This window comes from Pedobacter sp. (assembly GCF_039594775.1).
GTDB lineage: Bacteria > Bacteroidota > Bacteroidia > Sphingobacteriales > Sphingobacteriaceae > Pedobacter.
In genome coordinates this window covers 122,953-146,852 of the sequence record NZ_JBCNMT010000001.1, presented here as the reverse complement: position 1 = coordinate 146,852, position 23,900 = coordinate 122,953, and the positions used below count along the sequence as shown (strand labels likewise).

Annotated in this window: 25 protein-coding genes; 11 read left to right on the top strand and 14 right to left on the bottom strand. The window is 37.6% G+C overall.

Annotation, left to right across the window (positions count from 1 at the left end; translation table 11 throughout):
* Window positions 1–27: 27 nt before the first annotated feature.
* On the bottom strand, window positions 28–1,941 hold the full coding sequence (locus ABDV71_RS00605; protein WP_343530452.1) for a prolyl oligopeptidase family serine peptidase: 1,914 nt from the start codon (window positions 1,939–1,941) through the stop codon (window positions 28–30).
* A gap of 159 nt (window positions 1,942–2,100) precedes the next feature.
* On the bottom strand, window positions 2,101–4,416 hold the full coding sequence (locus tag ABDV71_RS00600; protein WP_343530451.1) for a Tex family protein: 2,316 nt from the start codon (window positions 4,414–4,416) through the stop codon (window positions 2,101–2,103).
* A 159-nt stretch (window positions 4,417–4,575) separates the two neighbouring features.
* On the opposite strand from ABDV71_RS00600, the gene ABDV71_RS00595 reads away from it, so the two are divergent.
* The 6 genes from ABDV71_RS00595 (at window position 4,576) to ABDV71_RS00570 (ending at window position 8,524) form a co-directional block, all read left to right on the top strand.
* Window positions 4,576–4,965 (top strand): hypothetical protein, encoded by a 390-nt coding sequence (locus tag ABDV71_RS00595; RefSeq protein WP_343530450.1) that lies wholly within the window; start codon window positions 4,576–4,578, stop codon window positions 4,963–4,965.
* A gap of 128 nt (window positions 4,966–5,093) precedes the next feature.
* Window positions 5,094–6,293, top strand: a complete 1,200-nt coding sequence (hflX, locus tag ABDV71_RS00590) for a GTPase HflX (protein ID WP_343530449.1) — start codon at window positions 5,094–5,096, stop codon at window positions 6,291–6,293.
* 82 nt (window positions 6,294–6,375) lie between these two features.
* A complete protein-coding gene (rbfA, locus tag ABDV71_RS00585) occupies window positions 6,376–6,759 on the top strand; it encodes a 30S ribosome-binding factor RbfA (protein ID WP_343530448.1) in 384 nt (127 codons plus the stop codon).
* Window positions 6,760–6,778: 19 nt separating this feature from the next.
* A complete protein-coding gene (locus tag ABDV71_RS00580) occupies window positions 6,779–7,414 on the top strand; it encodes a hemolysin III family protein (protein ID WP_343530447.1) in 636 nt (211 codons plus the stop codon).
* 172 nt (window positions 7,415–7,586) lie between these two features.
* Window positions 7,587–8,126 (top strand): energy transducer TonB, encoded by a 540-nt coding sequence (locus tag ABDV71_RS00575; protein ID WP_343530446.1) that lies wholly within the window; start codon window positions 7,587–7,589, stop codon window positions 8,124–8,126.
* 2 nt (window positions 8,127–8,128) lie between these two features.
* Entirely contained in the window at window positions 8,129–8,524 is a 396-nt protein-coding gene (locus tag ABDV71_RS00570) for a hypothetical protein (protein WP_343530445.1), read from the top strand.
* Here ABDV71_RS00570 and ABDV71_RS00565 read toward each other — a convergent pair.
* Window positions 8,514–9,392, bottom strand: coding sequence for a YegS/Rv2252/BmrU family lipid kinase (locus ABDV71_RS00565; protein ID WP_343530444.1), 879 nt, complete (start codon window positions 9,390–9,392; stop codon window positions 8,514–8,516). The two genes, ABDV71_RS00570 and ABDV71_RS00565, sit on opposite strands and share 11 nt — an antisense overlap.
* Window positions 9,393–9,444: 52 nt before the next feature.
* Here ABDV71_RS00565 and ABDV71_RS00560 point away from each other — a divergent pair, with 52 nt between their 5' ends.
* From ABDV71_RS00560 to aat, 3 genes are all read left to right on the top strand, one after another.
* A complete protein-coding gene (locus ABDV71_RS00560) occupies window positions 9,445–10,422 on the top strand; it encodes an App1 family protein (RefSeq protein ID WP_343530443.1) in 978 nt (325 codons plus the stop codon).
* A gap of 9 nt (window positions 10,423–10,431) precedes the next feature.
* Complete coding sequence (locus ABDV71_RS00555) at window positions 10,432–10,833, top strand: META domain-containing protein (RefSeq protein ID WP_343530442.1); 402 nt, start codon at window positions 10,432–10,434, stop codon at window positions 10,831–10,833.
* Between the two features lie 89 nt (window positions 10,834–10,922).
* Window positions 10,923–11,558 (top strand): leucyl/phenylalanyl-tRNA--protein transferase, encoded by a 636-nt coding sequence (gene aat, locus ABDV71_RS00550; protein WP_343530441.1) that lies wholly within the window; start codon window positions 10,923–10,925, stop codon window positions 11,556–11,558.
* Between the two features lie 14 nt (window positions 11,559–11,572).
* Here the strand turns inward: aat and ABDV71_RS00545 are convergent, their stop codons facing one another.
* The 5 genes from ABDV71_RS00545 to htpG all read right to left on the bottom strand — a co-directional run bounded on the left by ABDV71_RS00545 (window position 11,573) and on the right by htpG (window position 17,263).
* Window positions 11,573–12,154, bottom strand: coding sequence for a TlpA disulfide reductase family protein (locus tag ABDV71_RS00545; RefSeq protein ID WP_343530440.1), 582 nt, complete (start codon window positions 12,152–12,154; stop codon window positions 11,573–11,575).
* Between the two features lie 2 nt (window positions 12,155–12,156).
* The gene (locus ABDV71_RS00540) at window positions 12,157–13,074 is read right to left on the bottom strand and encodes a M28 family peptidase (protein ID WP_343530439.1); all 918 of its coding nucleotides are present in this window, start codon (window positions 13,072–13,074) and stop codon (window positions 12,157–12,159) included.
* Window positions 13,075–13,259: 185 nt separating this feature from the next.
* Window positions 13,260–13,970 carry a DUF4397 domain-containing protein gene (locus ABDV71_RS00535; RefSeq protein WP_343530438.1) on the bottom strand — a complete coding sequence of 237 codons (711 nt, stop codon included), beginning with the start codon at window positions 13,968–13,970 and terminating at the stop codon, window positions 13,260–13,262.
* A 117-nt stretch (window positions 13,971–14,087) separates the two neighbouring features.
* Window positions 14,088–15,302 (bottom strand): metallophosphoesterase, encoded by a 1,215-nt coding sequence (locus tag ABDV71_RS00530; RefSeq protein WP_343530437.1) that lies wholly within the window; start codon window positions 15,300–15,302, stop codon window positions 14,088–14,090.
* Between the two features lie 77 nt (window positions 15,303–15,379).
* On the bottom strand, window positions 15,380–17,263 hold the full coding sequence (gene htpG, locus ABDV71_RS00525) for a molecular chaperone HtpG (protein WP_343530435.1): 1,884 nt from the start codon (window positions 17,261–17,263) through the stop codon (window positions 15,380–15,382).
* A gap of 190 nt (window positions 17,264–17,453) precedes the next feature.
* Here htpG and ABDV71_RS00520 point away from each other — a divergent pair, with 190 nt between their 5' ends.
* Both ABDV71_RS00520 and def read left to right on the top strand, forming a co-directional pair.
* A complete protein-coding gene (locus ABDV71_RS00520) occupies window positions 17,454–18,683 on the top strand; it encodes a pitrilysin family protein (RefSeq protein WP_343530433.1) in 1,230 nt (409 codons plus the stop codon).
* Between the two features lie 68 nt (window positions 18,684–18,751).
* On the top strand, window positions 18,752–19,309 hold the full coding sequence (gene def, locus ABDV71_RS00515; RefSeq protein ID WP_343530432.1) for a peptide deformylase: 558 nt from the start codon (window positions 18,752–18,754) through the stop codon (window positions 19,307–19,309).
* Window positions 19,310–19,423: 114 nt separating this feature from the next.
* Here def and ABDV71_RS00510 read toward each other — a convergent pair whose 3' ends face one another.
* The 6 genes from ABDV71_RS00510 to ABDV71_RS00485 all read right to left on the bottom strand — a co-directional run bounded on the left by ABDV71_RS00510 (window position 19,424) and on the right by ABDV71_RS00485 (window position 23,880).
* Window positions 19,424–20,464: a hypothetical protein gene (locus ABDV71_RS00510; protein ID WP_343530431.1), complete on the bottom strand. Its 1,041-nt coding sequence runs from the start codon at window positions 20,462–20,464 to the stop codon at window positions 19,424–19,426.
* Between the two features lie 16 nt (window positions 20,465–20,480).
* Complete coding sequence (locus ABDV71_RS00505; protein ID WP_343530430.1) at window positions 20,481–21,251, bottom strand: HEAT repeat domain-containing protein; 771 nt, start codon at window positions 21,249–21,251, stop codon at window positions 20,481–20,483.
* Window positions 21,241–21,756 (bottom strand): sigma-70 family RNA polymerase sigma factor, encoded by a 516-nt coding sequence (locus tag ABDV71_RS00500; protein ID WP_343530429.1) that lies wholly within the window; start codon window positions 21,754–21,756, stop codon window positions 21,241–21,243. The genes ABDV71_RS00505 and ABDV71_RS00500 overlap by 11 nt, the downstream gene beginning before the upstream one ends.
* 201 nt (window positions 21,757–21,957) lie before the next feature.
* Window positions 21,958–22,497, bottom strand: coding sequence for a hypothetical protein (locus ABDV71_RS00495; protein ID WP_343530428.1), 540 nt, complete (start codon window positions 22,495–22,497; stop codon window positions 21,958–21,960).
* Window positions 22,498–22,678: 181 nt separating this feature from the next.
* Window positions 22,679–23,227 carry a hypothetical protein gene (locus ABDV71_RS00490; protein WP_343530427.1) on the bottom strand — a complete coding sequence of 183 codons (549 nt, stop codon included), beginning with the start codon at window positions 23,225–23,227 and terminating at the stop codon, window positions 22,679–22,681.
* 11 nt (window positions 23,228–23,238) lie between these two features.
* Window positions 23,239–23,880, bottom strand: coding sequence for a hypothetical protein (locus ABDV71_RS00485; protein WP_343530426.1), 642 nt, complete (start codon window positions 23,878–23,880; stop codon window positions 23,239–23,241).
* Window positions 23,881–23,900: the final 20 nt, after the last annotated feature.

The following is a 23,900-nucleotide window of genomic DNA, read 5'->3' as shown; positions in this document are numbered from 1 at the left end:
GGTTGCTTTTTGGACACTGCTAACTTTTTATTTTTTCTGTTTTAAGTGTTTGTCGAGGAATTTTTCCATGGCGCCATAAAAATCATATTGATTGTTCTGGTTGTGGAAACCATGTCCTTCATCATTTTTAACCATATATTCTACATCAACGCCTTTTGCTTTTAGTGCAGCTACCATTTGGTCGCTTTCTGCTTTGTTTACCCTAGGGTCATTAGCGCCCTGAGCTACAAATAATGGTGTTTTTATTTTGTCGGCATGCAAGGCTGGCGAAACTTGGGCAAGTAAAATGCTGTCTTTTTTAGGATTGCCCACCATTTCGTGGAACATGTTTAAGTATGGTTTCCAATAAGGTGGAATGGTGTTCATGAAAGTAAACATGTTGCTTACGCCCACATAATCTACCGCTGCGGCATATAAATCAGGAGTAAACGCAACGCCTGCAAGTGTAGCGTAACCTCCATAACTTGCGCCATAAATGGCAATCCGTTTAGGGTCTGCAATACCTTCTTTCTTCAGATACTCCACGCCGTCGGTAATATCGTCCTGCATTTTCTTGCCCCATTCCTTAAATGATGCTTCCCAGAATTTTCTGCCGTAACCTGTGCTACCTCTAAAGTTCATTTGTAATACAGCATAGCCCCTGTTGGCTAAGAACTGTACTTCTGGATTAAAACCCCAGCTATCTCTTGCCCATGGGCCACCGTGGGGGTTAATCACTACTGGTAAATTTTTAGCTTCTATACCTAACGGAAGCGTCAGATAACCATGTATGTCCAATCCATCTCTAGATTTATAGACGATGGGTTTCATATGGCTCATTTGTTTTTCGTTGATCCACGGTAATGGATTGGCCACCTCTTTAGATTCTTTAGAAGCAAAATCGTACAAGTAATATTTTACCGGAAGTCTATCATTGCCTACCCATACAATGGCTTTTGTTCTAGCGTCGTTGTAACTGATTACGTCGGTTAAATAACCTTCAAACTTGCTGTCTAGACCTTTTTGTATCTCTTCCCATTCTTTATCAAAGAAGTGCTTTTTCTCTTTTTCGGCTTCCCAGCTAGCACTTACCAATACTTGTTTTTTTCTGTCGTAAAAAATGCTCGAAAGGTCATTGTCTCTATCACCGAATATTTCCTTTACTTCTTTTTTTGAAATAGGGTCATACTCTACTAAAATGCTTTTATCTCTGCCTATATTGCTAAGAACATAAATGTTCTTATTGTCCTTGTCAAAAGAAGCTGGTGAGAAACTTTCTGTAAAAGGTGTGGTGATTAAAGGAGTAAAGCCACCTTTATCGCCGCTGCGATAGTTCCATGTAACATTTACGCCATCAGTTTTTGACGCAAGACGAATGGCTCCTGTGTTATCTGTGATCCAGCCATCGTAGTTCTCCTTATTGTCATATAGCAAGGTTAAAGCTCCAGTTTCAATATTGAGGGTGTAGGGGTCGAAGTATTCTTTAACTCGTTTGTTGATGCCTACAATGAGTTCTTTCTCTTTTCCTGGAATATCAGTAAGGCCATCAATAATGTCTGTTCTTACTCCCGGAAAAGGAGTTAAGGCTTTTAGGTTTGTTCCATCAGCTTTAACAGAAAATAATTGGAAGTTTTCGTCACCACCAATATCTTGTGTATAAACTATTCTGTCGCCTTTCCAAAAGTATCCACCAATACTCCTTAAAGTGTCATTGGTTACTCTGACTGCTGTAGAGTCATTAGCTTTTTGGACAAAAATGTTCATTTTGCCCTTATAATCGGCACGATAGCTAAAATAATTGCCATCGGGAGATATTTTGAAAGAACTCTTTTCGCCATTTTTGAAAAAGGTGGTCATCTCCAATAATGGCGCAGGAACTTCTTTTTCTTCTTTAGATTTACAGCCGGCCAGCGAGAACAGTATTGCTGTGGCAAATGATAAAAATAACCCTGTTTTTTTCATGTTCATTTAGTTATGTGATTGATAGAGCGTTGATGGTTAAATCATCGACACATAAATATAAACAAGTTTTTTAGTTTAGGTTTATTGTTTTGTCTGTCAGTCTGTTATTTAACATAAATGACTAAAAATTTAACATTTATCTATCGAAAAGGACTTGTGCTATTTAAACAATCCTTTTAATTTGGCCAGCTTTTCTTGCAAGTCACCGTCAACTTCTTTTTCTTTTCTAGGCTGGTTTTGGTTAAACGGTTTTCGATGTTGGTCGCTATGTTTTTGATGGTCACCTTTATACCTATTCTCTTTCTGGCTTACTTCCCTGCTCTTTGTCCCTTGTTCTCTACTCCTGTTAACCTCCTCCTTCATCGACAAAGAAATTCGCTTGCGCTCTACATCCACCTCCGTCACGGTAACCTCAACTACTTGGCTCACCTTTACCACTTCATTAGGATTGGCAACAAATCTATTGGCTAATTGGCTGGTATGCACCAAACCATCTTGATGAACACCTATGTCTACAAAGGCGCCAAAATTGGTAATGTTGGTTACTATTCCTTTTAGTTTCATTCCTTTTCTCAAATCTGCAATGCTGTTTACGCCATCGGCAAAACTAAATGCTTCAAATTGTTCGCGAGGGTCACGTCCAGGTTTGGCCAGTTCTTTAAGGATGTCTTGCAAGGTAGGTAACCCTACTTCTGTACTTACGTATTTTTGTAGGCTGATTTGTTTTTGGAGGTTAGTGTCGGCAATTAACTTTTCTATGGAAACACCTAGGTCAGCAGCCATTTTGCCTACCAATTCATAGCGTTCAGGGTGAACACCGCTACTATCTAAAGGTTGCTCGGCATTACGGATGCGTAAAAAGCCAGCGGCTTGTTCAAATGCTTTATCTCCCAAACGAGGAACTTTTTTCAAGCTTTCACGGTTTTTAAACGCACCATTTTTACTGCGATAGTTGACAATGTTCTGCGCTAAACTTTCGCCTAAACCCGAAACATAAGCTAATAATTGTTTTGAAGCGGTATTCAGTTCAACGCCTACAGCATTCACACAGCTCATTACTGTATCATCCAAACTTTGTTGCAATTTGCTTTGGTCAACATCATGTTGGTATTGTCCCACACCAATTGATTTGGGATCGATCTTTACCAGTTCAGCCAAAGGGTCCATTAAGCGTCGGCCAATCGATACAGCGCCACGAACTGTTACATCATGGTCGGGAAACTCTTCTCTTGCCAACGGCGAAGCTGAATAAATGGATGCACCACTTTCATTCACCATTACTAGGGTTATTTTGTCGAGCTTTAATCCGCGGATAAATGTTTCTGTTTCTCTGCCTGCAGTTCCGTTTCCTATGGCGATGGCTTCTACGTCATGTTTTTCGCAAAGTTGATTAACTTTCCACTCGGCATCTTTAATATTTCCTTGTCCGGTATGTGGATAGATGGTCGTGTTTTCTAATAAGTTTCCTTGTCTATCTAAGCAAACGACTTTACAGCCCGTTCTAAAGCCTGGGTCAATGGCCATTACGTTTTTTTGCCCTAACGGTGCAGCCATTAACAATTGTCTGGCATTGGCTGCGAAAACTCGAATGGCCTCTTCATCAGCTTTCTGTTTAATGGCTGCTCTTAATTCGGTTTCCATCGCAGGGCGAAGCAGTCGCTTATAGCCGTCGTAAATGGCTAATTCCACTTGTTTGCTAGCGTCGTTGTTTCCAGTGATGAACTGACGAGCTAATAGTTCAATGGCTTCTTCATCGGGAGGAAGTACATCTAACTTTAATAGCCCCTCATCTTCTCCTCTTAGCATAGCTAATACGCGATGTGAAGGTGCATTTTTAGCATTTTCTTCCCACTCAAAGTAGTCCTTATATTTAATGGCTTCGGTTTCTTTGCCTTTGGCCACGGTGCTTTTATAAGTTGATTTTTGCTCAAAGTACCTGCGCATTTTGGTGCGTGCATCAGCATCTTCATTGATGATTTCTGCAATAATATCTCTAGCGCCGGCTAGCGCTTCTTCTGTATTGCCAACCCCTTTTTCGTTGTTTACATAAGTAGTGGCTTCTCCTTCCACATCTATTCTGCTTTGCGCCAGTATGCGTAAAGCTAGTGGCTCTAATCCTTTTTCGCGAGCTACAGAAGCACGCGTTTTGCGTTTAGGTTTATGAGGTAAATAAATGTCCTCTAAAATGGTCAGTGTTTGTGCGGCATTTAGATGCTTTTCCAGTTCTGGCGTTAATTTTCCTAATTCGGTTAACGATTTTAAAATAGCTTCCCTGCGCTTATCAAGCTCTTTTAATTGTTGGGCCAAATCTCTAATCGCTGCAATTTGAACTTCGTCCAAACTACCAGTAAGTTCCTTGCGGTAACGGGATATAAACGGAACAGAAGCACCTTCTTCTAAGAGTGCTAGGGTGGCTTTAACCTGCTTGCTGTTGATGTTTAATACATTGGAAATATGTTGTAAATGCTGATCCATCGTCGTTTTTTAAAGCGTTAAAATTATCATTATTAAATCAGATTAAGAGGCAAAATCCAAATGAAGTTGAAAACTTTATATTCTCTTATGTAATGGCAATGTCATAGAAATGGCATAAAAATTGATTTTGGTCTGATATGTTTAACCTAAATTTTAATCATGGAAAAGTTTAAAAAGTTATTGATGCTCTCTTTTTGCCTAGTTGTTTTAACCGCAGTTTTCTCTTGCTCAAAAGATGATGATAACAAAGGTCCACGTAATGTAGAATTTAAAGTTACAGCTTCTTCAAACGCAAGTATAAGTTCGGTTGTACATTCAAATGTACAAGGTGAAGCAACTACATTGACCAGTTTGAGTGGTAATAATTGGAGCACTAAACTGACGGTTAATGCAGATGTACAAACAATATCTTTAGGTGCTAATGCTACCGCCACAGATGCGACTGGAACTTTAAAAGTACAGATTTTAATTGATGGTGTAGTGGTAAAAGAAAATACGTCTTCTGGGCAATATTTAAGTGCTACAACTGTATATACGGTTAGTAAGTAGCCCAACAATTAAAAGAATAACAAGAAGCGCTGCCCATTTTGGGTGGCGCTTCTTGTTTAAACACTATCGCTTACACGTTGTTATCTTAAATTAAACGGGAATAGATTTCGTATCTTTGTAATTATTCAATGGGAAAACAGAAATTTTATGACACAGCGCCCAAACAAGAACGGGCGGTTTTGGTGGGGGTAGCCTTGCCAGGAGAAAAAGCAGAACAAACCAAGGAGTATTTAGATGAATTGGCTTTTTTGGTAAATACTGCAGGTGGAGTGGTAGAAAATGTATTTACACAGCGCATGCAAAAGCCTGATAGGGCAACTTTTGTAGGTACGGGAAAGCTAGAAGAAATACAAGCCTACGTAAAGGCTGAAGAAATAGACCTAGTTGTATTTGATGATGAGCTTTCACCGTCGCAGTTGCGTAATATTGAGCGTGAATTGAAGGTGAAGATATTGGACAGAAGTAATCTGATTCTAGATATTTTTGCAGGAAGAGCGCAGACTGCCCAAGCTAAAACCCAAGTGGAGCTGGCACAATTACAATACTTATTACCTCGCTTAACACGCATGTGGACCCACTTGGAGCGCCAAAAAGGTGGTATTGGGATGCGTGGCCCAGGGGAAAGCCAAATCGAGAGTGATAGAAGGATGATCTTGGAGAAAATCACCTTGTTGAAGGAACGTTTGAAATTGATCGATAGACAAAATGAAACGCAACGTAAAAATCGTGGGCAACTGATTCGTGTAGCTTTGGTAGGCTATACCAACGTAGGTAAGTCAACCATCATGAACATGCTTTCTAAGTCGGAAGTGTTTGCAGAGAATAAACTATTTGCTACCCTAGACACTACGGTGAGAAAAGTAGTGATTGACAACCTGCCTTTCTTACTATCAGATACGGTAGGGTTTATCAGGAAACTTCCTCACCATTTGGTAGAATGTTTTAAATCTACTTTGGATGAAGTACGTGAAGCGGATATTTTGGTACATGTGGTAGATATATCGCATCCAAATTTTGAAGACCAAATTGATACGGTAAACGAGACATTAAAAGACCTTGGAGCTAGAGATAAGGATACCATCATGGTTTTCAATAAAATTGATGCTTACGTTGCTCCAGAACAAGATCAATTGGTAGATGTTGACGAACAGCGAGAGCCGTTAACGCTTGCCGATTTTAAAAACACATGGATGGCTCATCATAATGCCCCAGCAATTTTTATTTCTGCTACACAAAAAGAGAATGTAGAGGAATTGAAAGCCTTGCTATATGAAAAAGTAAAAGATATTCACACCACGCGTTATCCTTACGATAAGTTGTTATATTAAATGTTTAATAATCAAAATTCCCAAAGAGGATTTTTATAGTGTTTGAACATTGAATATTGAGAATTGGTAATTTTTAAAAATTATGGAAAGTAACAGACAAAAGAAGTTTGCAGGATTATTACAAGAAGAATTGGCATCAATTTTTCAACGAGAAGGCGCTGCTTATTTGCCCAATACATTGGTAACTATCACTAAGGTGCGTGTATCGCCTGATTTGGCGGTAGCTAAGGTTTATCTTAGTTTTTTTAATACAAATAATACTAGCCTATCAGTGGCCACGGTAAATTCACACGCTGGCGAAATCAGATATAAATTGGGTTCTCGTATCCGTCACCAAGCTAGGGTAATTCCTACCTTGTCTTTCTTTGTTGATGATACCAACGAATACGTAGAAAGAATGGATCAGATTTTCGATAAAATTGCGAAGGAACGTAAAGAGAGCGAAGGCCAAGAGGGGGAAGATTAATTTCAATGATTCATTGAAAATGAATAAATATATCCGCGAACCAGGAAATTTCATTACTCATTTTTTACCAGCCGTACTGGCTTTGCCAGGGATGTATTTGTTGCTGGAGAATTCTTCAAATGCCTACGAAACCATTGCAGCATTGGTATATGGTGGTGGTATATTTTTGTTGTTCAGTGTAAGCGCTATCTATCACAGTGTACCTAAAACACCTTATGGTATTCGGTTTTGGCAGAAGTTTGATCATTGTTGTATCTACTTGATGATTGCAGGGTCATTTACACCTACAGCTCTAATTATTTTTGACGGTTGGTTAAGATGGCTGCTCTTTGGGTTGGTGTGGTTGATTGCCATACTGGGTTGTTTGCTTAAGATTTTCAATCGATTGAAAAACAAAGCAATCTCCACAGGTTTGTACATTACCATGGGCTGTTTGATTATTCCTTTTATCACGAAAATGATAGAGAATGTACCTGTCATGGGACTTTTTTGGCTTTTCTTGGGTGGTGTTTTCTATATTGGTGGAACTTATTATTATACGAAAGATAAGCCGTTATATAAATATTTACATAGCCATGAACTTTGGCACTTATTTGTAAATTTTGGAGCGTTATCACATTATTTCTATAATTACGCTTACGTTTTTAAAGCATAATGCGAAGTAACATCACGTTATCGCGCTGTTTTGAGATTTTAATTTCGTAAATTTAGGAATGCGCCGACTGATTTTCATTTTTATATTAAGCGCCGTGCTTAGCGCAGGTGCCCAACAACCTACCATCAAAAATGGCTTGGAATCCTTTGTGAAGGCCAATACCATTTATCCCATGTTTGCGCTTGATAATTGTATCCAAGGGACTATAGAAGTTGGCTTTAAGCTCAACAAAGAAGGTAAGGTTACTTATGCTACCGTCACTAAAGGAATTGGTGCAGATTTGGATAACGAAGCATTGCGCTTGATTAAACTCAGTAGTGGTAAATGGCAAGTACCTGTTGGATATGACACTACTTTTTTAATTCGTTCTCCCATGAAATTTTCTTTGCAGGATTATGGCTGTGAAAATATAAACCTTGGAAGCGTTGGATTAGCAATCAACCGTTACAAAGATGAAGTACAATCTTTAAATAAGATTGCTAACTTTTATCGTAATATAGAACAGGGCATCGAAAATTTTATTGAAGAAGAAAAAATCATCGCATTAAAAGATGAACTAGGAGTAGATGATCATTTCTTCAATAGAAAAATAGCCATTGCTGAAAAAAAAATAAATCAAGGTGACTTGCAAAGCGCCTGTGAAGATTTTAAGTTTGTAAAATATATGGGCTCAAAAAAAGCAGATAAATTGCTTGCCAAATATTGTAAATAAACATGCGTATACTTCTTCGTGCTTTTGCTTTGCTAGACCTATTTTCGTTGCTATTCATGACCATGCAGTTGGTCACTATCATCCGTAATTTTGATAAAATAGCATTGCTTTCAGACAAGGTACAAAGCTTTTTAATGTTTCCCATGTATATGTTGGTTGCTGTAGGAGTTTACGGTTTATTTTTCCAAAAAAAGATTGGTTTCATTAGCTATTATATTCAGTTTCCTTTTAGACTTTATCTTTGGGTATTAAGCCTTGGGTTTATAACACTCCTGCCAGAAGCCTTTGGTAATTACGATGAAAAATGGTTTCCTATTTTATTGAAGGTTTGTTATGTGGGAGAGTTCATCAGGTTATACCTCACCATTAAGACACATTATGATGCAGTTAGGGCATAATGATATTGATGGCATTAGGAATTAGTTTGGCTTCGATTTTGTTGGTTTTGCCCATATATTCGCCGTCAACCTGAAAATGAGCTTTGTATTTAGCGCTGATTTTTACTTCTGAAGCCTGAAAACTCTCAATTTTTTTTGGATTCCAAGGTAGTTTGCTGATCCAGATTTTCAAAATTTCCATTACCGCATACTCTTTAATAAGGATGACTTCAAAAACATCGTCGTCTAATTTACCATCTGGATTGATTTGGAAACCTGTACCATATTTAGTGGCGTTTGCAATCACTACCATCGCGGCGTTGGTTTTAATATTACGCTCTCCGACCTTAAATTGCACCTGCATTTTTTTGTGATTCCAGAAAGCATGCCAAGCAGATTTGGCATAGGTCAACATCCCTCTGGTAGGTAGCTCATCAAATTTTTTCACCAAATAAGCATTAAAACCAATGTCCGATAGATGGATACACAGTTCATCATTTACGAGAGTTGCATGTATCTTTTGGGGAGTTCCATTGCTTGCAACTTCTAGGGCTTCTTCAATATCCATCGGAATTGCCAATTCTTTTGCCATGCCGTTGGCAGAACCTGCTGGAATAATACCGATTGGAGTTTTGGAATTCAATAGGCATTCTGCTACTAATTTTAAAGTCCCATCACCTCCAACGGCAATTACCCTATCGGCATTTGCTTTTGCAATTGCTTTTTTAATTTGTTCGATGTCGCAGTTGCGGGGCAGCTCAAATATTTCTATACTTGTTCCAGTATTAGCGAAGTGATTGATGATTTTTTCGCTAAGGCTTTCATCCCTGCTGCCAGAACCTTGGTTCACCACAAAGAGTAATCGTTGTTTTTTGTTTTTATAGGTCATCTCAATAGTAATGTTATAAAAACAACATTAGACGTACTCTGTTTTAAATAATATGGCAAAAAAATCCGCTCAAGTTAAAATATATCATGGTTATGGTCATGCTCATAATCTGGTGGTTTATGGTCATGTTTTTAAATTCAGGGCAAAAGCCGAACAGCGATTTAAGACTGGCTTTTTTGCTAACTTAATGCATGTATTTAAACTGTTTGTTTTAAAACCTTATCCTTTTGTTGAGGTGAACCTTGCCTTTAGGGGGCAAAATATAAGTACAAAAACAGCCTATGATGGTTTCTTTAAATTAGAATGGGAGGCGCAGGAAAATGTAGAAGCGGGCTGGCATACCGTCGAGGTGGTAGCTTATGATGATAACCGCAAAGAAATAGCCCATTCAATTGGCTCTATTTATGTACCTCATATTACACAATATGCCTTTATTTCAGATATTGATGATACTGTGATGGTGTCGCACTCTAAAACTATTGTCAAGCGATTGAGAGAGTTGCTTTTAAGAAACCCACGTACCCGAAAAACATTTCAATCCACCAGATATCACTATGAGCTATTAGCCAGGGCACATACTGAACTGGAACAACCCAATCCATTTTTCTATGTGTCTAGCAGTGAGTGGAATTTATATGATTATTTGGTCGAAACTTTTCGTTTTAACGGTTTCCCGGAAGGAACTTTTCTTTTGAATCAACTTAAGCGGTGGAAAGATTTGCTAAAAACGGGCAAGACAGGTCATGAAGGTAAACTCTTTCGAATTATGCGTATCATAGATGCTTTTCCTAAGCAAAAGTTTGTTTTTTTGGGTGATAACTCGCAAAAAGATCCAGAAATTTATGCTAAAATTGCCGAAAAATATGGCAAAAATATAGTTGCCGTTTATATTAGAAATGTGAGAAAATCTAAATTATTCCAAACAAGAGAAATATTGAATAAATTAGAGGAAAATAATATTAGTACCTGTATTTTTGAGCACAGTGAAGAAGCCATTGAACATTCCAAAAAAATAGGTTTAATTGACTAAATAAACGTAATGATGAAAAAATTAATGATGGCGTTTCTTGTAGTATTTGCACTACAGGCATGCACTAAAGATCTCAGTTTAATCAAAGAAAAAGATACTAAATGGGAACTAACAGAATGGCCAGGTAAAACCCTGCCAACTACTGCCAAGGCCACTTTAAACATAACTGGAGGAAATAAAATAGGAGGAAAGTCATTTTGTAACACCTATGGCGGAAGTGCCGTAATTAACGGTAATGCCATACAATTCAGTAAGATATTTGGCACTAAAATGTATTGTGAGCCCGTAGGTGATGCAGAGAATAAGTACTATGCTGATTTGGAAAAAGTTACGGCTGGAAAAGTTTCGAGTGGTAAATTATATTTATATCAAAATGAGACTTTGTTGCTCGTTTTTTCTAAGGTAGAATAAGCTGGTCGATACAGTAGTATTTCTATATTTCACGTTTCGTAACTTAAAGAATAGTCTTTTAAGACAAGGACTATTCTTTATTTTTGTGCATGGTTTTTAGCTTGCCTCCTGATGAAGTTGTTTTTCCTAATCCCGAATTGGCCGACGATGATGGATTGTTGGCTGTTGGAGGCGATTTAAGTGCTGAAAGGTTAATTTTGGCTTATCATCACGGCATTTTCCCTTGGTTTAGTGAAGGAGACCCCATTCTTTGGTATTCGCCCCATCAACGTTGTGTAATTTACCCTGATAAGGTGAAAATAAGTAAAAGCATGAGACAGATTCTTAAAAGTAACACTTTTAAAGTGACTGCTGATCAGGCTTTTGAATCCGTAATAGCTAATTGCGCTAAAGCGCCTCGTAAAGATCAGCCGGGAACCTGGATTACTAACGAAATGAAAGAAGCTTATATTCGTTTGCATCAATTAGGCTGGGCACATAGTATTGAAGTCTGGCAAAACAATCATTTGGTTGGAGGCTTATACGGCATTGGAATGGGAGAAGTATTTTGTGGTGAGAGCATGTTCAGCATAGTTAGTAATGCTTCTAAGGTAGCACTCATTTACTTGTGCAAGCAATTTGAATTTCAGCTGATAGATTGTCAACTGCCTAATGATCATCTGTTAAGTATGGGAGCGGAAATGATGGATAGGGATAACTACATGAAGTTGCTGCAGAAGGAATAGATGATTTTCTTGGACTACTGATCGCTTTTTCTCAGCTTCTCAATAAAATCTGTAAATTTCTGACTGTTATAATTTGCAGGGCCTACATGCTGAAAAGATAGGCGGCCTTGCTTATCAAACACAACAGTAGTTGGTAACGAACCCGAAAAAATTTGCTCAGGTACACTACTCGCCATTTGATAAACGGGCATCTGATAATTTTTTCTTTTCATATAGCCATTTGCCTTTTCAAAATTACCGTCCGCATCGAGCATGATAAAAATTACATCCCTGTTAGCTTTATGTTGTTCGTAAAGCTTATTAATGGAAGGCATTTCTGCCAAACAAGGAGGACACCAAGTTGCCCAAAAATTTAGAAAAACCACCTTCCCCTTTAAATTATCCAAAGAAACAATATTGCCATTTTGGTCTTTAAATCTTAAATCAAGTGAAGGCTGTGTAATATTCTTTTCTGAAGGTACATCAGGATTAAATAACCCAACTTGCATTAAGCCTTGTAATAAAAGCGCTTTTGCCGATGGTACAAAAAGGAGTAATGCTAGGATTGCAATGAAAATACCATTGGAAATATATTTTTTTAAACGCTTTTTGTCCATTGTTATTGGGTTAATTTAAGCAAAGCTAAGTAAATGCCGTCAATTACTTTTGCCATTCTATTAATGTCTAAAGTCTCTATTGTATCTGTTTTTCGGTGGTAGTTTTTGTTCCTATAGAACGAAGTATCGGTAATCATCATTGCGCTGTAACCAAAATTCCAGTAATTTAAATGGTCAGAAAAATCTATTCCCGGTAAGGCTTTTGGAGCCGTAAATTTTTTGGTTTTTATGGTTTCGCCCTGCTTAAATCGCTTACTGAACTGTCTGGCAAATTTCCCTTTCCCAAATTTGTTTACCAGGGTAATATAATCTCCTTTATTGCCATAAAACCATGATAAAATACCCAAGGGGTAATTTTGGCTTTTCTTCTCATTACTAAAAAAACCAATCATTTCTACAGATAACATCCCAAACACCTCAATTTGATGGTCGGCGAGATATTTGGCATGTATGTAACTGCCCATATATTCCGTTCTAAAATAAGGAGGCTCTTCCAATGTATAGGCCACCAAATCAATCCTCTTACTAAGCTTTTGCCCCTTAAACTGTTTTGCTAGCTCCAACAACGCCACTACGCCACTGGCATTGTCGTCGGCGCCTTCCTGTTCACCGCAAACGTCGTAATGTGCGCCTACAATAATGCGTGATTTGTTTTCGGTACCAAATGAGCAAATGACGTTTTTATATATCTTCCCTTCAATTTCATATCCCTGGAATGAAGTGCTGTCGCTATATTTTGAAAGGTGATTTTTAATATAATCAGCAATGATATTTAACTGTGTTATGTTTTGGTGGTTGCGATAAGTCGCAGTTTTTGTGATATTTTCTAGATGATTTTTGATGCTTACCGTGTCGGTATTACCTAAACAGGTAAGAAAGCTAAAAGTCAAAAATAGGCTGAGGATTGTTTTGGTAATCATGTACGGTTTGAGTCAACCCTAAAGATACTCTTTTGGTTCAAACCAAATCATTACTTTTTGTAAAATAGGAAGCTTTGTAATAAAAATCGCCATTGCGATCAGAAGAAACCTATTGCTTAGACAATTGCTTCGAGTTTCTCCAAAAATCGCAATGGCGACGAAGTATTTAAAATCTGCGGAAGATGTTAGTTGTTGCTATGCAAAAATATTTTTGCAGAGAGCCCCATAATACCCGTACTTGCTTTTAATCCTCTCGCATACACGGTATAAATTTTACCCTCTTCAAGCTTAACACCTGGAATGGTAGCTTCAATAGCTCCACCAGTAGCATTTTTAATGTTCAAAGTCACAGTCTGTGTGCCTGTAGTGGCATTTACTGTTTCAAAAGTACTAAACTCTTTATAGGCTTTGTTGGTAGCTAAGTCTGTTGCGGAACCATCTACATTTAAGCTTAAGGCACCACCATCAGGACTTAAATTCACGAAACGAATTTTAGCTTTTCCAGCTGCCGGTTGGGCCAAATCGTCTTCCAGCATTAAAAGCTCAATATTCTCAAGAGTATTGGCTACAAAAAGCGAATAACCAACTTGAGGTTTCATATTATATGTTAGGCTTTTTAAAGAGGTAGGGCTACCTTTTTTAGTAACGTTAAAGGCTCTATTACCAGCGTAGGCGCTCAAATAGCCAATTTTGTTGCCATATTCAAAGTCTGAAACAGTTGCCCTAGAGTTATCAACATACACATCCAGTAGTTCGATTGTTGGTGATGCATGGATAACGTTCAACCCAGATACTTGGATTGGTTCATAATCTCTATCTAATTTAGAACAAGATAGGAAGCCTAGGGAAAGCACTAACGCAGCAGCGATGGCTTTATACGTAAATGAAAATTTCATGATTAAATAAAAAATATTAAACAAATCGGCACATTGCCATTAACTCACACCTTCCATACGCAGCTTGTTATAAAAACGCTACAACTTTATGAAAAGTTTTTTGTTTAGTGATACAAATTACCTTTTTCTCAGTTCAATGAGCGTAATCTCAGGCCATATGCCCACTCGTCCCGAGAAACCTATAAAACCAAAACCTCTATTTACATTTAATATTCGATGATTTTTTTCCTTTATGCCCGCCCAATGTTTGTAGCGGAATTGCACGGGGCTCCATTTTAAACCAAATGCTTCAAATCCAAATTGCATGCCATGGGTATGGCCAGCCAAAGTAAGCTGTATTTTTGAAGGATGGCTTTTGACCTGAGCCTCCCAGTGGCTTGGGTCGTGCGATAGCAGAATTTTAAATTCTTCTGTGGTAGTCCCTTGCAATGCTTTATTTAAGTCGCCTCTTTCTCCAAAGCCTAAGCCCCAGTTTTCTATGCCAACCAATGCTAATTTTTGTCCATTTTTTTCAAGGGTTACATGTTCATCCAGTAAAAGCCTAAAGCCAATTTCGGCATGATAATTTTTGAGATGCTGCAGATTTTGACGTTTGATTAAATCACTTTCCCACTTGATATAATCGCCGTAATCATGATTCCCCAAAACTGAAAACTGACCAAAAGGGGCTCTTATCTTTGAAAAATGTTCGATATATGGTTTTATTTCTTCCGCTTTGTTGTTTACCAAGTCGCCCGTGAATACAAACAGATCTGCATGTTGATCATTAATTAAATCTATGCCTTTTTGAACCGCCTTAGGATTTTTTAAACTGCCAGCATGTACATCGGAGATTTGCACCAATTTGAAGCCGTCAAAAGCTGCTGGTAAATCGTCAAAATAAAGTGTATGCTTAATGATACGATAAGCGTATTTACCTCTAAAAATGCCATAAATGAAAGCAATGATAATAAGGAAGCTCAATAATGCCCCTAAATAAACACCTGTTATTGGTCGCGCTGGATAGCTAAAATTGCCATCAATAAAATATTTGACTATGGTAATAGCTAGTCTGTAAATATCAGTTAACATTATAGCGAGTACAAATACCAATGCCGAAACAAAATAGATGAGCAGTGCATGGGCGCTTATCTTAAAAAGATTGGTCGGGCCATTTACGCTGAGTCTGATCATGCTATAGCTAAATACAAGAAAGATTGTAGCGGGAATTATCCATAGCCACGATAAAATGGCAGTTGAAAGCACTAAACTCAATGCACTAAAGGCATATCCATTGATAAGGAAAAAGAATAATGCAAAAATTAATAGCGGGATATAGGGACGGTTTCTCATATCATTAAACTAAAAACCGCCATTACGTTATTAAGTTTGTAATGGCGGTTTATTTATTTATCCTTTTTTAAAGGGTTTTAGATCAGCTCAACACTGCGACTCACAAAAGCAGTTAGTTCTGCACCGGTAAGCATACCTTGCGATAAAAGTGCTAGGTCAATGGCTTGCTTTGCAAATTTACCTTGCTCCTCTTCGCTAGCATTTAAAATTTTGCTCACCAATTTGTGGTTGCCGTTAATGGCTACTTTGTAGCTATCAGGCATATTTCCATAAAAGCTCATGCCGCCGCCCATTTTTGCCATGTCTTTCATGCGGCGCATAAATTCATCCATGGTGATGGTTACTGGAGCATCATCTGGATTTAGACCAACTACTTCTACGGTATAACCAGGCTTATTAATAGCGGTTTCAAAAATACTTTTTACGGTGTTTGATTGCTCTTCGCTCAGTACCGATTCCAATTTCTCATCTTTCTCAATTAACTGATTGGTAACGGACGAGTCGACACGCTTCAACAAAGTTTTCTCCAGCTTATGCTCCAAGCTACTTACGAAATGGTTGTCAATAGGTGAGTTCATCAACAAAACATCGTAATCCTTTTTGTTGGCCGCTTGGATAAATCCATCTTGTTTATCAGGGTCGGTAGTATATAAATAAACTACATTCCCATTTTTATCGGTTTGTAAGGCACCTACTTTTTCCTTATACTCGTCAAAAGTGAAATGAGTTTTGTTGGTGCTGGTTAGTAATGCAAAATCCTTGGCTTTGTCATAAAACTTCTCTTCGCTAATCATACCATATTTTACAAACAGACCAATATCACTCCATTTTTCTTCATAAGCTTTGCGGTCAGCTTTAAACAGTTCGCTTAGCTTATCGGCCACTTTTTTGGTAATGTAATTGTTGATTTTTTTAACATTGCTATCAGCTTGTAGGAAACTTCTAGAAACGTTCAAAGGAATATCTGGACTATCGATTACTCCATGCAAAAGCATTAAAAACTCAGGTACAATATCCTTTACCTCATCGGTAATGAAAACCTGGCGGCTGAAAAGCTTGATTTTATTACGTTGCATATCAAAATCCTCTTTCACCTTAGGGAAATACAATACGCCGGTAAGGTTAAACGGATAATCTACATTGAGGTGGATCCAAAATAAAGGCTCCTCCGAAAAAGGATATAATTGCTTGTAAAAATCCAGGTAGTCTGCATCTGACAAATCTGCAGGCGCTTTGGTCCAAATAGGGTTGGTGGTATTTACAATATTGTCAACCTCAACTGAGGTGTATTTTGGTTTGCCTTCTTCGTCTACACCATCTTCTACGCTATCTGTTTTAGTGCCAAATTTGATAGGCACTGGTAAAAACTTGGCATACTTATCTAGAATTTCTTGAAGTTTAGATTCGCTTAAAAACTCTTCACTTTCAGCGTTGATATGCAGAATAATATCAGTACCACGAGTAGTTCTGCTACCTTTCGAAATTTCAAACTCCGTGCTGCCATCGCAAGTCCATTTTGCTGGTTCAGCACCCTCTTGGTATGATAAGGTGTTGATTTCAACCAAATCAGCGACCATAAACGCAGAGTAAAATCCTAAACCAAACTTACCAATGATTTCGTTAGCATCTTTTGCATCTTTAAATTTCTCTACAAATTCGCTAGCACCTGAAAACGCAACCTGATTGATATATTTTTTGATTTCTTCAGCGGTCATCCCCAAACCATTATCACTAATGGTAATGGTTTTCGCTTTTTCATCTAGTTTCACCTCTACTAAAGGTTCGCCAACTTCGCCTGTAAACTGGCCAAGAGCACCTAAGCGTTTAATTTTTTGCACTGCATCAACCGCATTAGAAACTAATTCCCTTAAAAAGATCTCATTGTCCGAATACAGGAATTTCTTGATGATTGGGAAAATGTTTTCTGTGTGTATGGAAATACTTCCTTTTTCTGTTGTCATATCTTAAAATAATTTTTTGCTTATACCCTTGTTTATCAAGGCTTGTTCCAAAATAAAATTTAGGTCAAAATGACAGAGTTAGTTATGCCTTTTTAAAGATTTCTCGGCCAAGCCCGAAATGAGGAGCTTTTGTAACCTTACAATATTTCAACGGTTTAACAACAAACAATACGTATCTTTGCCATTTCAAATGGAGTACAACGTTCATACCCTTAAAAATGGCATCCGCTTATTGCATGTTCCCGCCGCATCCGCTATTTCACATGCTTGTATTTTAGTAAATGCAGGTTCACGCGATGAAGATGAGCAGCAAATGGGATTGGCCCATTTTATAGAACACTTGATTTTTAAGCGTACCGAAAAACGCAATACCACTCAAATATTAAATAGATTGGAAAGCGTTGGTGCCGATTTGAACGCTTATACGACCAAAGAGTACACTTGTATTCATGCTTCTTTTTTACATCCTTTTTTAGATAGGACACTAGAGCTTTTCAACGATATTGTTTTTCATTCTACCTTCCCAGAAGATGAAATGGAAAAGGAAAAAGGAGTAATCTTAGATGAGATTGCTTCATACTTAGACCAGCCCGAAGAGGCCATCAACGATGACTTCGAAGATTTGCTTTTTAAAGGTCATCAACTTGGTAAAAATATTTTAGGTACTCCAGAAACAGTTACAAGATTATCTAAAAAAGATATCCAAGCATTTATTAAACGCCACTATAAAACAGATCAAATTGTAGTGGCCATTTTAGGTAATTACAGCTTTAATAAGGTGATTAAAATAGGGGAGAAATACTTTGGAGAGGTTCAGGAAAATACTGCTTCGAACCAAAGAATAGCCCCTAAAGGTAATCCATCCTTGCACCAAATGGTGGACAAGCAAATAGCACAAAGCCACTGCATGATGGGAACACAAACCTATTCGTTGCATCATCCTTATAAAACAGGATTATTGTTGTTAAATAATTTATTTGGCGGCACAGGTATGAGTTCTATCCTTAACCTACAGCTCAGAGAGAAATATGGTATTGCTTATACCATCGAATCAGCTTACAGCCCGCTATCTGATACGGGTATTTTTGCCATTTATTTTGGTACGGATGTAGAAAAGGCTGAAAAAGCGATGAAGCTTATCCGTAAGGAAATGGATAAGTTGAAACAAAAACCTTTAACTGAAATACAACTTTACAAAGCACAAAGTAAATTCATTGGTCAAATAGCGCTTGGCGAAGAAAATAGGATTGGTTTGATCATCGCCATGGCTAAAAGCTTATTGGATTATCAACACATCGACAGCTTGGAAACAGTATTCCAGAAAATAAGCAAAGTAACTGCTGTGGAGATGAGAGAAATTGTAAACGAGGTTTTTGACCAGAACAACTGGAGCAGTCTTGTTTTTAATCCAATGGAATGATTTTAAAGAATCCAATGGCTTAAACCCTTCATTTTTACCTTCTATCTTATTTTTCTTAACTTTGCACCATGAAATTATCAATTGTTGCCTACGGAGACCCCGTTTTAAAAAAGGTATGCGAACCAATAGAGAAAGATTATCCTAACCTTAATGAGCTGATAGAAAATATGTGGGAAACCATGTATAATGCTAGCGGTGTAGGTTTGGCTGCACCTCAAATTGGCTTGCCAATTCGTTTATTTGTGGTAGATACAGGCGACAATGATGATGAACCACGATATAAAAAAGTTTTCATTAATGCACAAATTTTAGAAGAAAGTGGTGAGCCTTGGGGATTTACCGAAGGCTGTTTAAGTATCCCCGAAATACGTGAGGAAGTTTTCCGTAAACCTAATATTGTAATCAGTTATTATGATGAAAACTGGGAAAAGCATGAAGAAAGTGTTTCGGGATTTGCCGCTCGTGTTATTCAACATGAATATGATCACATTGAAGGAAAGCTTTTTACCGAAAAAATTAATCTGTTACGTAAACAACTCATCAAAGGCAAGCTCGATAAAATTTCCAAAGGAGAAATTAGAGCGGATTATAAAATGAAATTCCCTAAGCAGAGTAGGAAAAGATAAACAAAAAGGTCAACAATTACTGTTGACCTTTTTTGTTCATTGTGTAATTTGTTTAAATCAAAAAAAAGCTAGTCCAATAAAGAACTAGCTTTTCTCGGAATATATTTGTTTGGTTTATTTACGTAAATAGATTTTTCCGTGAGTAGATTTTAGGATAATTTTTTCACCCCCACCATTTAGTTTGCCGGTGATTGAAGTACCTCTTGAACCCCCAGAAAAAAGTGCGTTGCCTGAGTAGGTGTAAGTAAAGTCGCTGTTAATTAACGAGGTGGTTCTTTTTCTGCCTGCTTCTGCCCTGTCGCTAGTGGTAACACCTTGTCCTACCGCTACGTTTACATTAGTAGATGGTTCTGTAGTCGTTGCTGGTTTGGCCTTGGGAGCTGCTGGGGCTTGAGCACTTCCTGTTAAAGCAAATACTTGTACATCTTGCCCATCACCTTTTGTATTGTAAGTAACAACCGTTTTTGGACCACTAGTTTCTTTATTTTGAGTCGTCTCGGTAATTTCAAACTTAAGGTCTTTTGCCGCATAAAGCGTTTCAAAAACGGTGCTGATACTCATGTCAGCCTTGGCATTTTCTGGAACTTTTACGTCTACAAAGCCATAAACAGATACCAAAGAGATAGGGCCTTTAAAAGATGGACTTAAGGTACTCTCAATATTTCCGTGTAATGTTTTTATACTTACGGGACCGGTTATGTTCAACAGTTTAATGTTTTCATATTGGGTAGATGCATCTATTTCGCTTTTTAAATTACTAAGTACAATTGGGTCATTGTTGTCAGTAATTCCTGAAGTTTTAATAGAAAGATCAACGCCATAAGGTAATTTAATAGATACTTTTAGAAAGTTCGATCTGTCTACAGCAATAAGTTCAGCTATTTGGTCCTTTTGGCTAATGGTTAATCCAACGCCAGTATTGTCAAAGCCACTATTGCCTAATACAGTTAATCCTTCGGCTCGCGGGTCAACGACTTCTTTTTTGCCTGCTGAGCTGATGATGATTTCTTTACCGTCATAACCTTCAACGCTAAGGTTAGAGATATTATTGATGACTAATTTTCCACTGCTTTTTGCAAGTTTGTACTCTTTTTGGGCAAATGCTTGTCCTGCTGCAACAAGCAGTACTAAAGCTATGATTATTGTTCTTTTCATTTGTTTGTTATGTATCTTATTGAAATTGTTGTTTGGTTAGTAATGCATAATATACTTGGTCTTTAACTACATCCATGGTTAAAGGGTTGTCGGCCATGGCAATCAGTTTGTCGGTAGTTTCAGGATTATTGCTATTCCCAAGTACTTTTATTAATTCAAGCTGTATCACAGGGTCTTTTTGTTTGCTTAGTCCTGCGGTTAATTGTTGTTGTACGTATTTATCAGCCGAAAATTTGGACAATACTTCTAAGGTAGCCAAGCGTACGTTATCGTTTTCATCCTCATTGAAGACTTGGCATAATGATATTTTTAGTTTCTGGTCAAGTTTGTTTAATGAACCTGCTTTAAGTACAGCATTTAATCTGCTAGCTACGGATAAGCTATCTGCTAAGCCGGTGTAAATTTCCTTGTGTTGTTCCACTTTTGCTTGGTGTACCACTAAACGTACTGGTTTTTCAACCGTAACTTGTGTTTTCGGTGAAGTTGTTTTTACAGGTAAAGTAGGAGGTGCCTCAACACTATTATCTTCGGTGTTGGCCACTATTTGATTTCCTGGTTTAGTTACTACGCTTTCTTGCGAAAGGAACAAATAGGTGCCTGCAACCATTACAAGAGAAGCTGCTATAGCCATCCAAGTATAGGTAAGTTTACGTTTTTTCCTTTCCTGTAATAATTGGCGCTCTCTCATATTCCCCAAAATATTGCCTAGCATGTTTGGAGGCAAAGCTTCATCTTCAAAAGCATCCTTGTGCTCTTGAACGTATCGCTTGAAAAAATCATGTTCCATAATATGCCTTATCTTTTAATGCTAAATAAACTTTCTTTTTGGCTCGGTGGTATTGCGTCCGAACCGTGGTGTGGCTAATGCCCAGCATGTTGCCAATTTCTTCCTGACCCATATCTTCAAATAAATGCAGCGACATAATGGTGCGGTAGCCGTCGGGCAACTGCTGTATTGCTGCTTTTACGTCATCTACCTTGCACTGAAACAAGAGCTCTTCATTCATATCAACTTCCTCATCGGCTACCGTTTCTAACTGGCCATCTTCAGTAAAAACCATTTTTTTCTTTCTCAAGGTCGATATTGCCTGATTGAGGGCTATTCTTTTTAACCAGCCTTCAAAATTGTTTTGGTTTTTCAGTTTGCCAATTTGCTCAAAAGCGGTGCAAAATGCTTCTTGGACGATATCCTCTGTTTCGGCACTGTTACCCATTACCCTATAAACGGTATGGTAAACGCGCTTTGCGTATTTGTTGTACAGCATGGTATAGCCTTTTTCTTCGCCGGCCATACATTGCTTTACCAATTCTTGTTCGTTTATAGAAATGCTCAGATGCAAGGTTTTTAACTTATTTTCTACTAATTTCTTAAAACCTTATGAATTAAATGTTTTTAAATTCATAATGCTTTTATTCTTTATATATATGATAGTCGCAGAGAATTATTTTTTGTTGCATAGGTTTTGGTTTTTTTTCAAAAAAACTTTCTTGTTTTACTCCACATTTATCCCTATTAAAAAATAGTGGGGAAGTTTATATTGTTCATATAGTTTTTCAGGATTTATCCCAGATTGTGCAACCTCGCAATATACCTCGCTTTTATCCTCCCTAACGTAAGGCATCATATAGGCTAATACATAGTTTAGCTTGCTTAATACAATAGGCAGTTGTGGCTTTGCCCCGAAAAAACTTTTTAAAGTGAACTTTTCCATTGTTTCGGGAGCAACATTGTATTTCCTTGCAGAAGAAAATCCATCAAATTGAAATTGTATTTTGAAGTAGTTCCGGTCATGCATCTTTGTTAACACCGCAAAATTTAAGCTATCAGTCTTAATTCTAAAATACTCGTCCTCTTTTGAATTAAATACGGTATCTGTCTTTGTTAAAGCACCTTTCTGATATTCTTTGATGATGATTTGGAAGTTTTTCCCTTTCAATTCAGGGGACTTAATGTTGAATTTTTGAAGATCAATTCCTTCGAAATACAAGATGTGTTGTAAATCTTTAAAATTGAGCCCCGGTTTGCTTATCATTGTTGCTGTGTTTTGGGCGTAGACATAGCTTCCTAGTATAGATAAGGAAACTAATAGAAATAGATTTTTCATGCTAGATATATTGACTTTTTATTATTGTGTAACTATAAGATAGTCGACAAAGCCAGAAATTTTGTTGCACGATAAATAAAGAAAAAAGATTTTTTGCTAGTGGAGAAAACTATTTTCTCTTGTAAGAAAATCTTACTGGATGGGACAGTGCCGAATTATTTTGGATGTTAAAAACGATTAGGTCTAAACGTTCAATTTCAAGCTCTTGGTTGTTTTTAAGCGTAAATTTTCGAATATACTGTTCTTCTTGGGTTGAATTTTGAGTCTGGGCTTTCAGGTTAAAAACGAAGGAGCCTTGTTTGATTGAGAAGCTGCGAGAAGTAGGCCAGGTTTTCGGAGTGTACGCATAAAATAAATATCTTGCCTTAGCATTTCTAGGCGTATAAGTTTCTACTGGTACGCTTCCTAATGGACTAATAAAATGACCAATGGTTTCTGTTTCGTTAAATGAAAAATCGCTATTTAAGGTAAGATTTACATTAAATACATTTCTAAACGAATCTAGTGGAAAAGATTTATTTGTATCTACAAAAGTTATCTTGTTGAGCTCCCAAGTTCCTTCTAACTTCTTTTCGATAGGCTGCTCCTCTTTTTTGCAAGAGCAAATGGTTGTAATAATTAGAAAAAGAGACAGGTAGAGTGAGAGTGTTTTAAGCATGATATACTTTACTATTGTTCGGCGCTTCTAGCTTTATCGCCATTAAAGATTTCCTGCACTAATCTGCCCCAAGCAAATGGGTTCAGTAAAGGATTGGTTTGGCGCATGTTCACATTTACCATCCTATCAAAATTATATCGATAGTTGGCATTGCTAATCTCACCAGCATCACGAGGTAAGGTTAGTTTTAGGCCGTTAATGCTTTGACGGGATAAGTTTTTCTTGGCAAGAGCCATATCGTCATCCGCTATTTTTAACGAAAGAAAATCTTTGTTGAACTCTTCCACCGTAGCCCAAGGATTTACCCTAACGGTTTTAAGGTACACAATCTCTGATTTGATTTGAACCATTGCCGTATACTTATTGTCGATAATATTTCTCGGCAACACCAAAGTTTTACTGGTGAAACCTACTGCTGAAAACATTACCGTATCGCCAGGGTTGACCACAAAAGAGAAGAAACCCTGATAATTGGCTGCATATTTTTGGCCTTTGTTGCTAAGGTTGGTAATGGTAACATAAGGCACTACCATATTGCTGTCAGCATCGGTTACAATACCAGAAAACTGCACAAGTTTGTTGATCTGGGTTTTATCTTGAGCAAAAGCCAGGCTTGCAAAAAGCAACAATATGATGGTTAAACTAAATCTCATCTGTAATACAATAATAATAC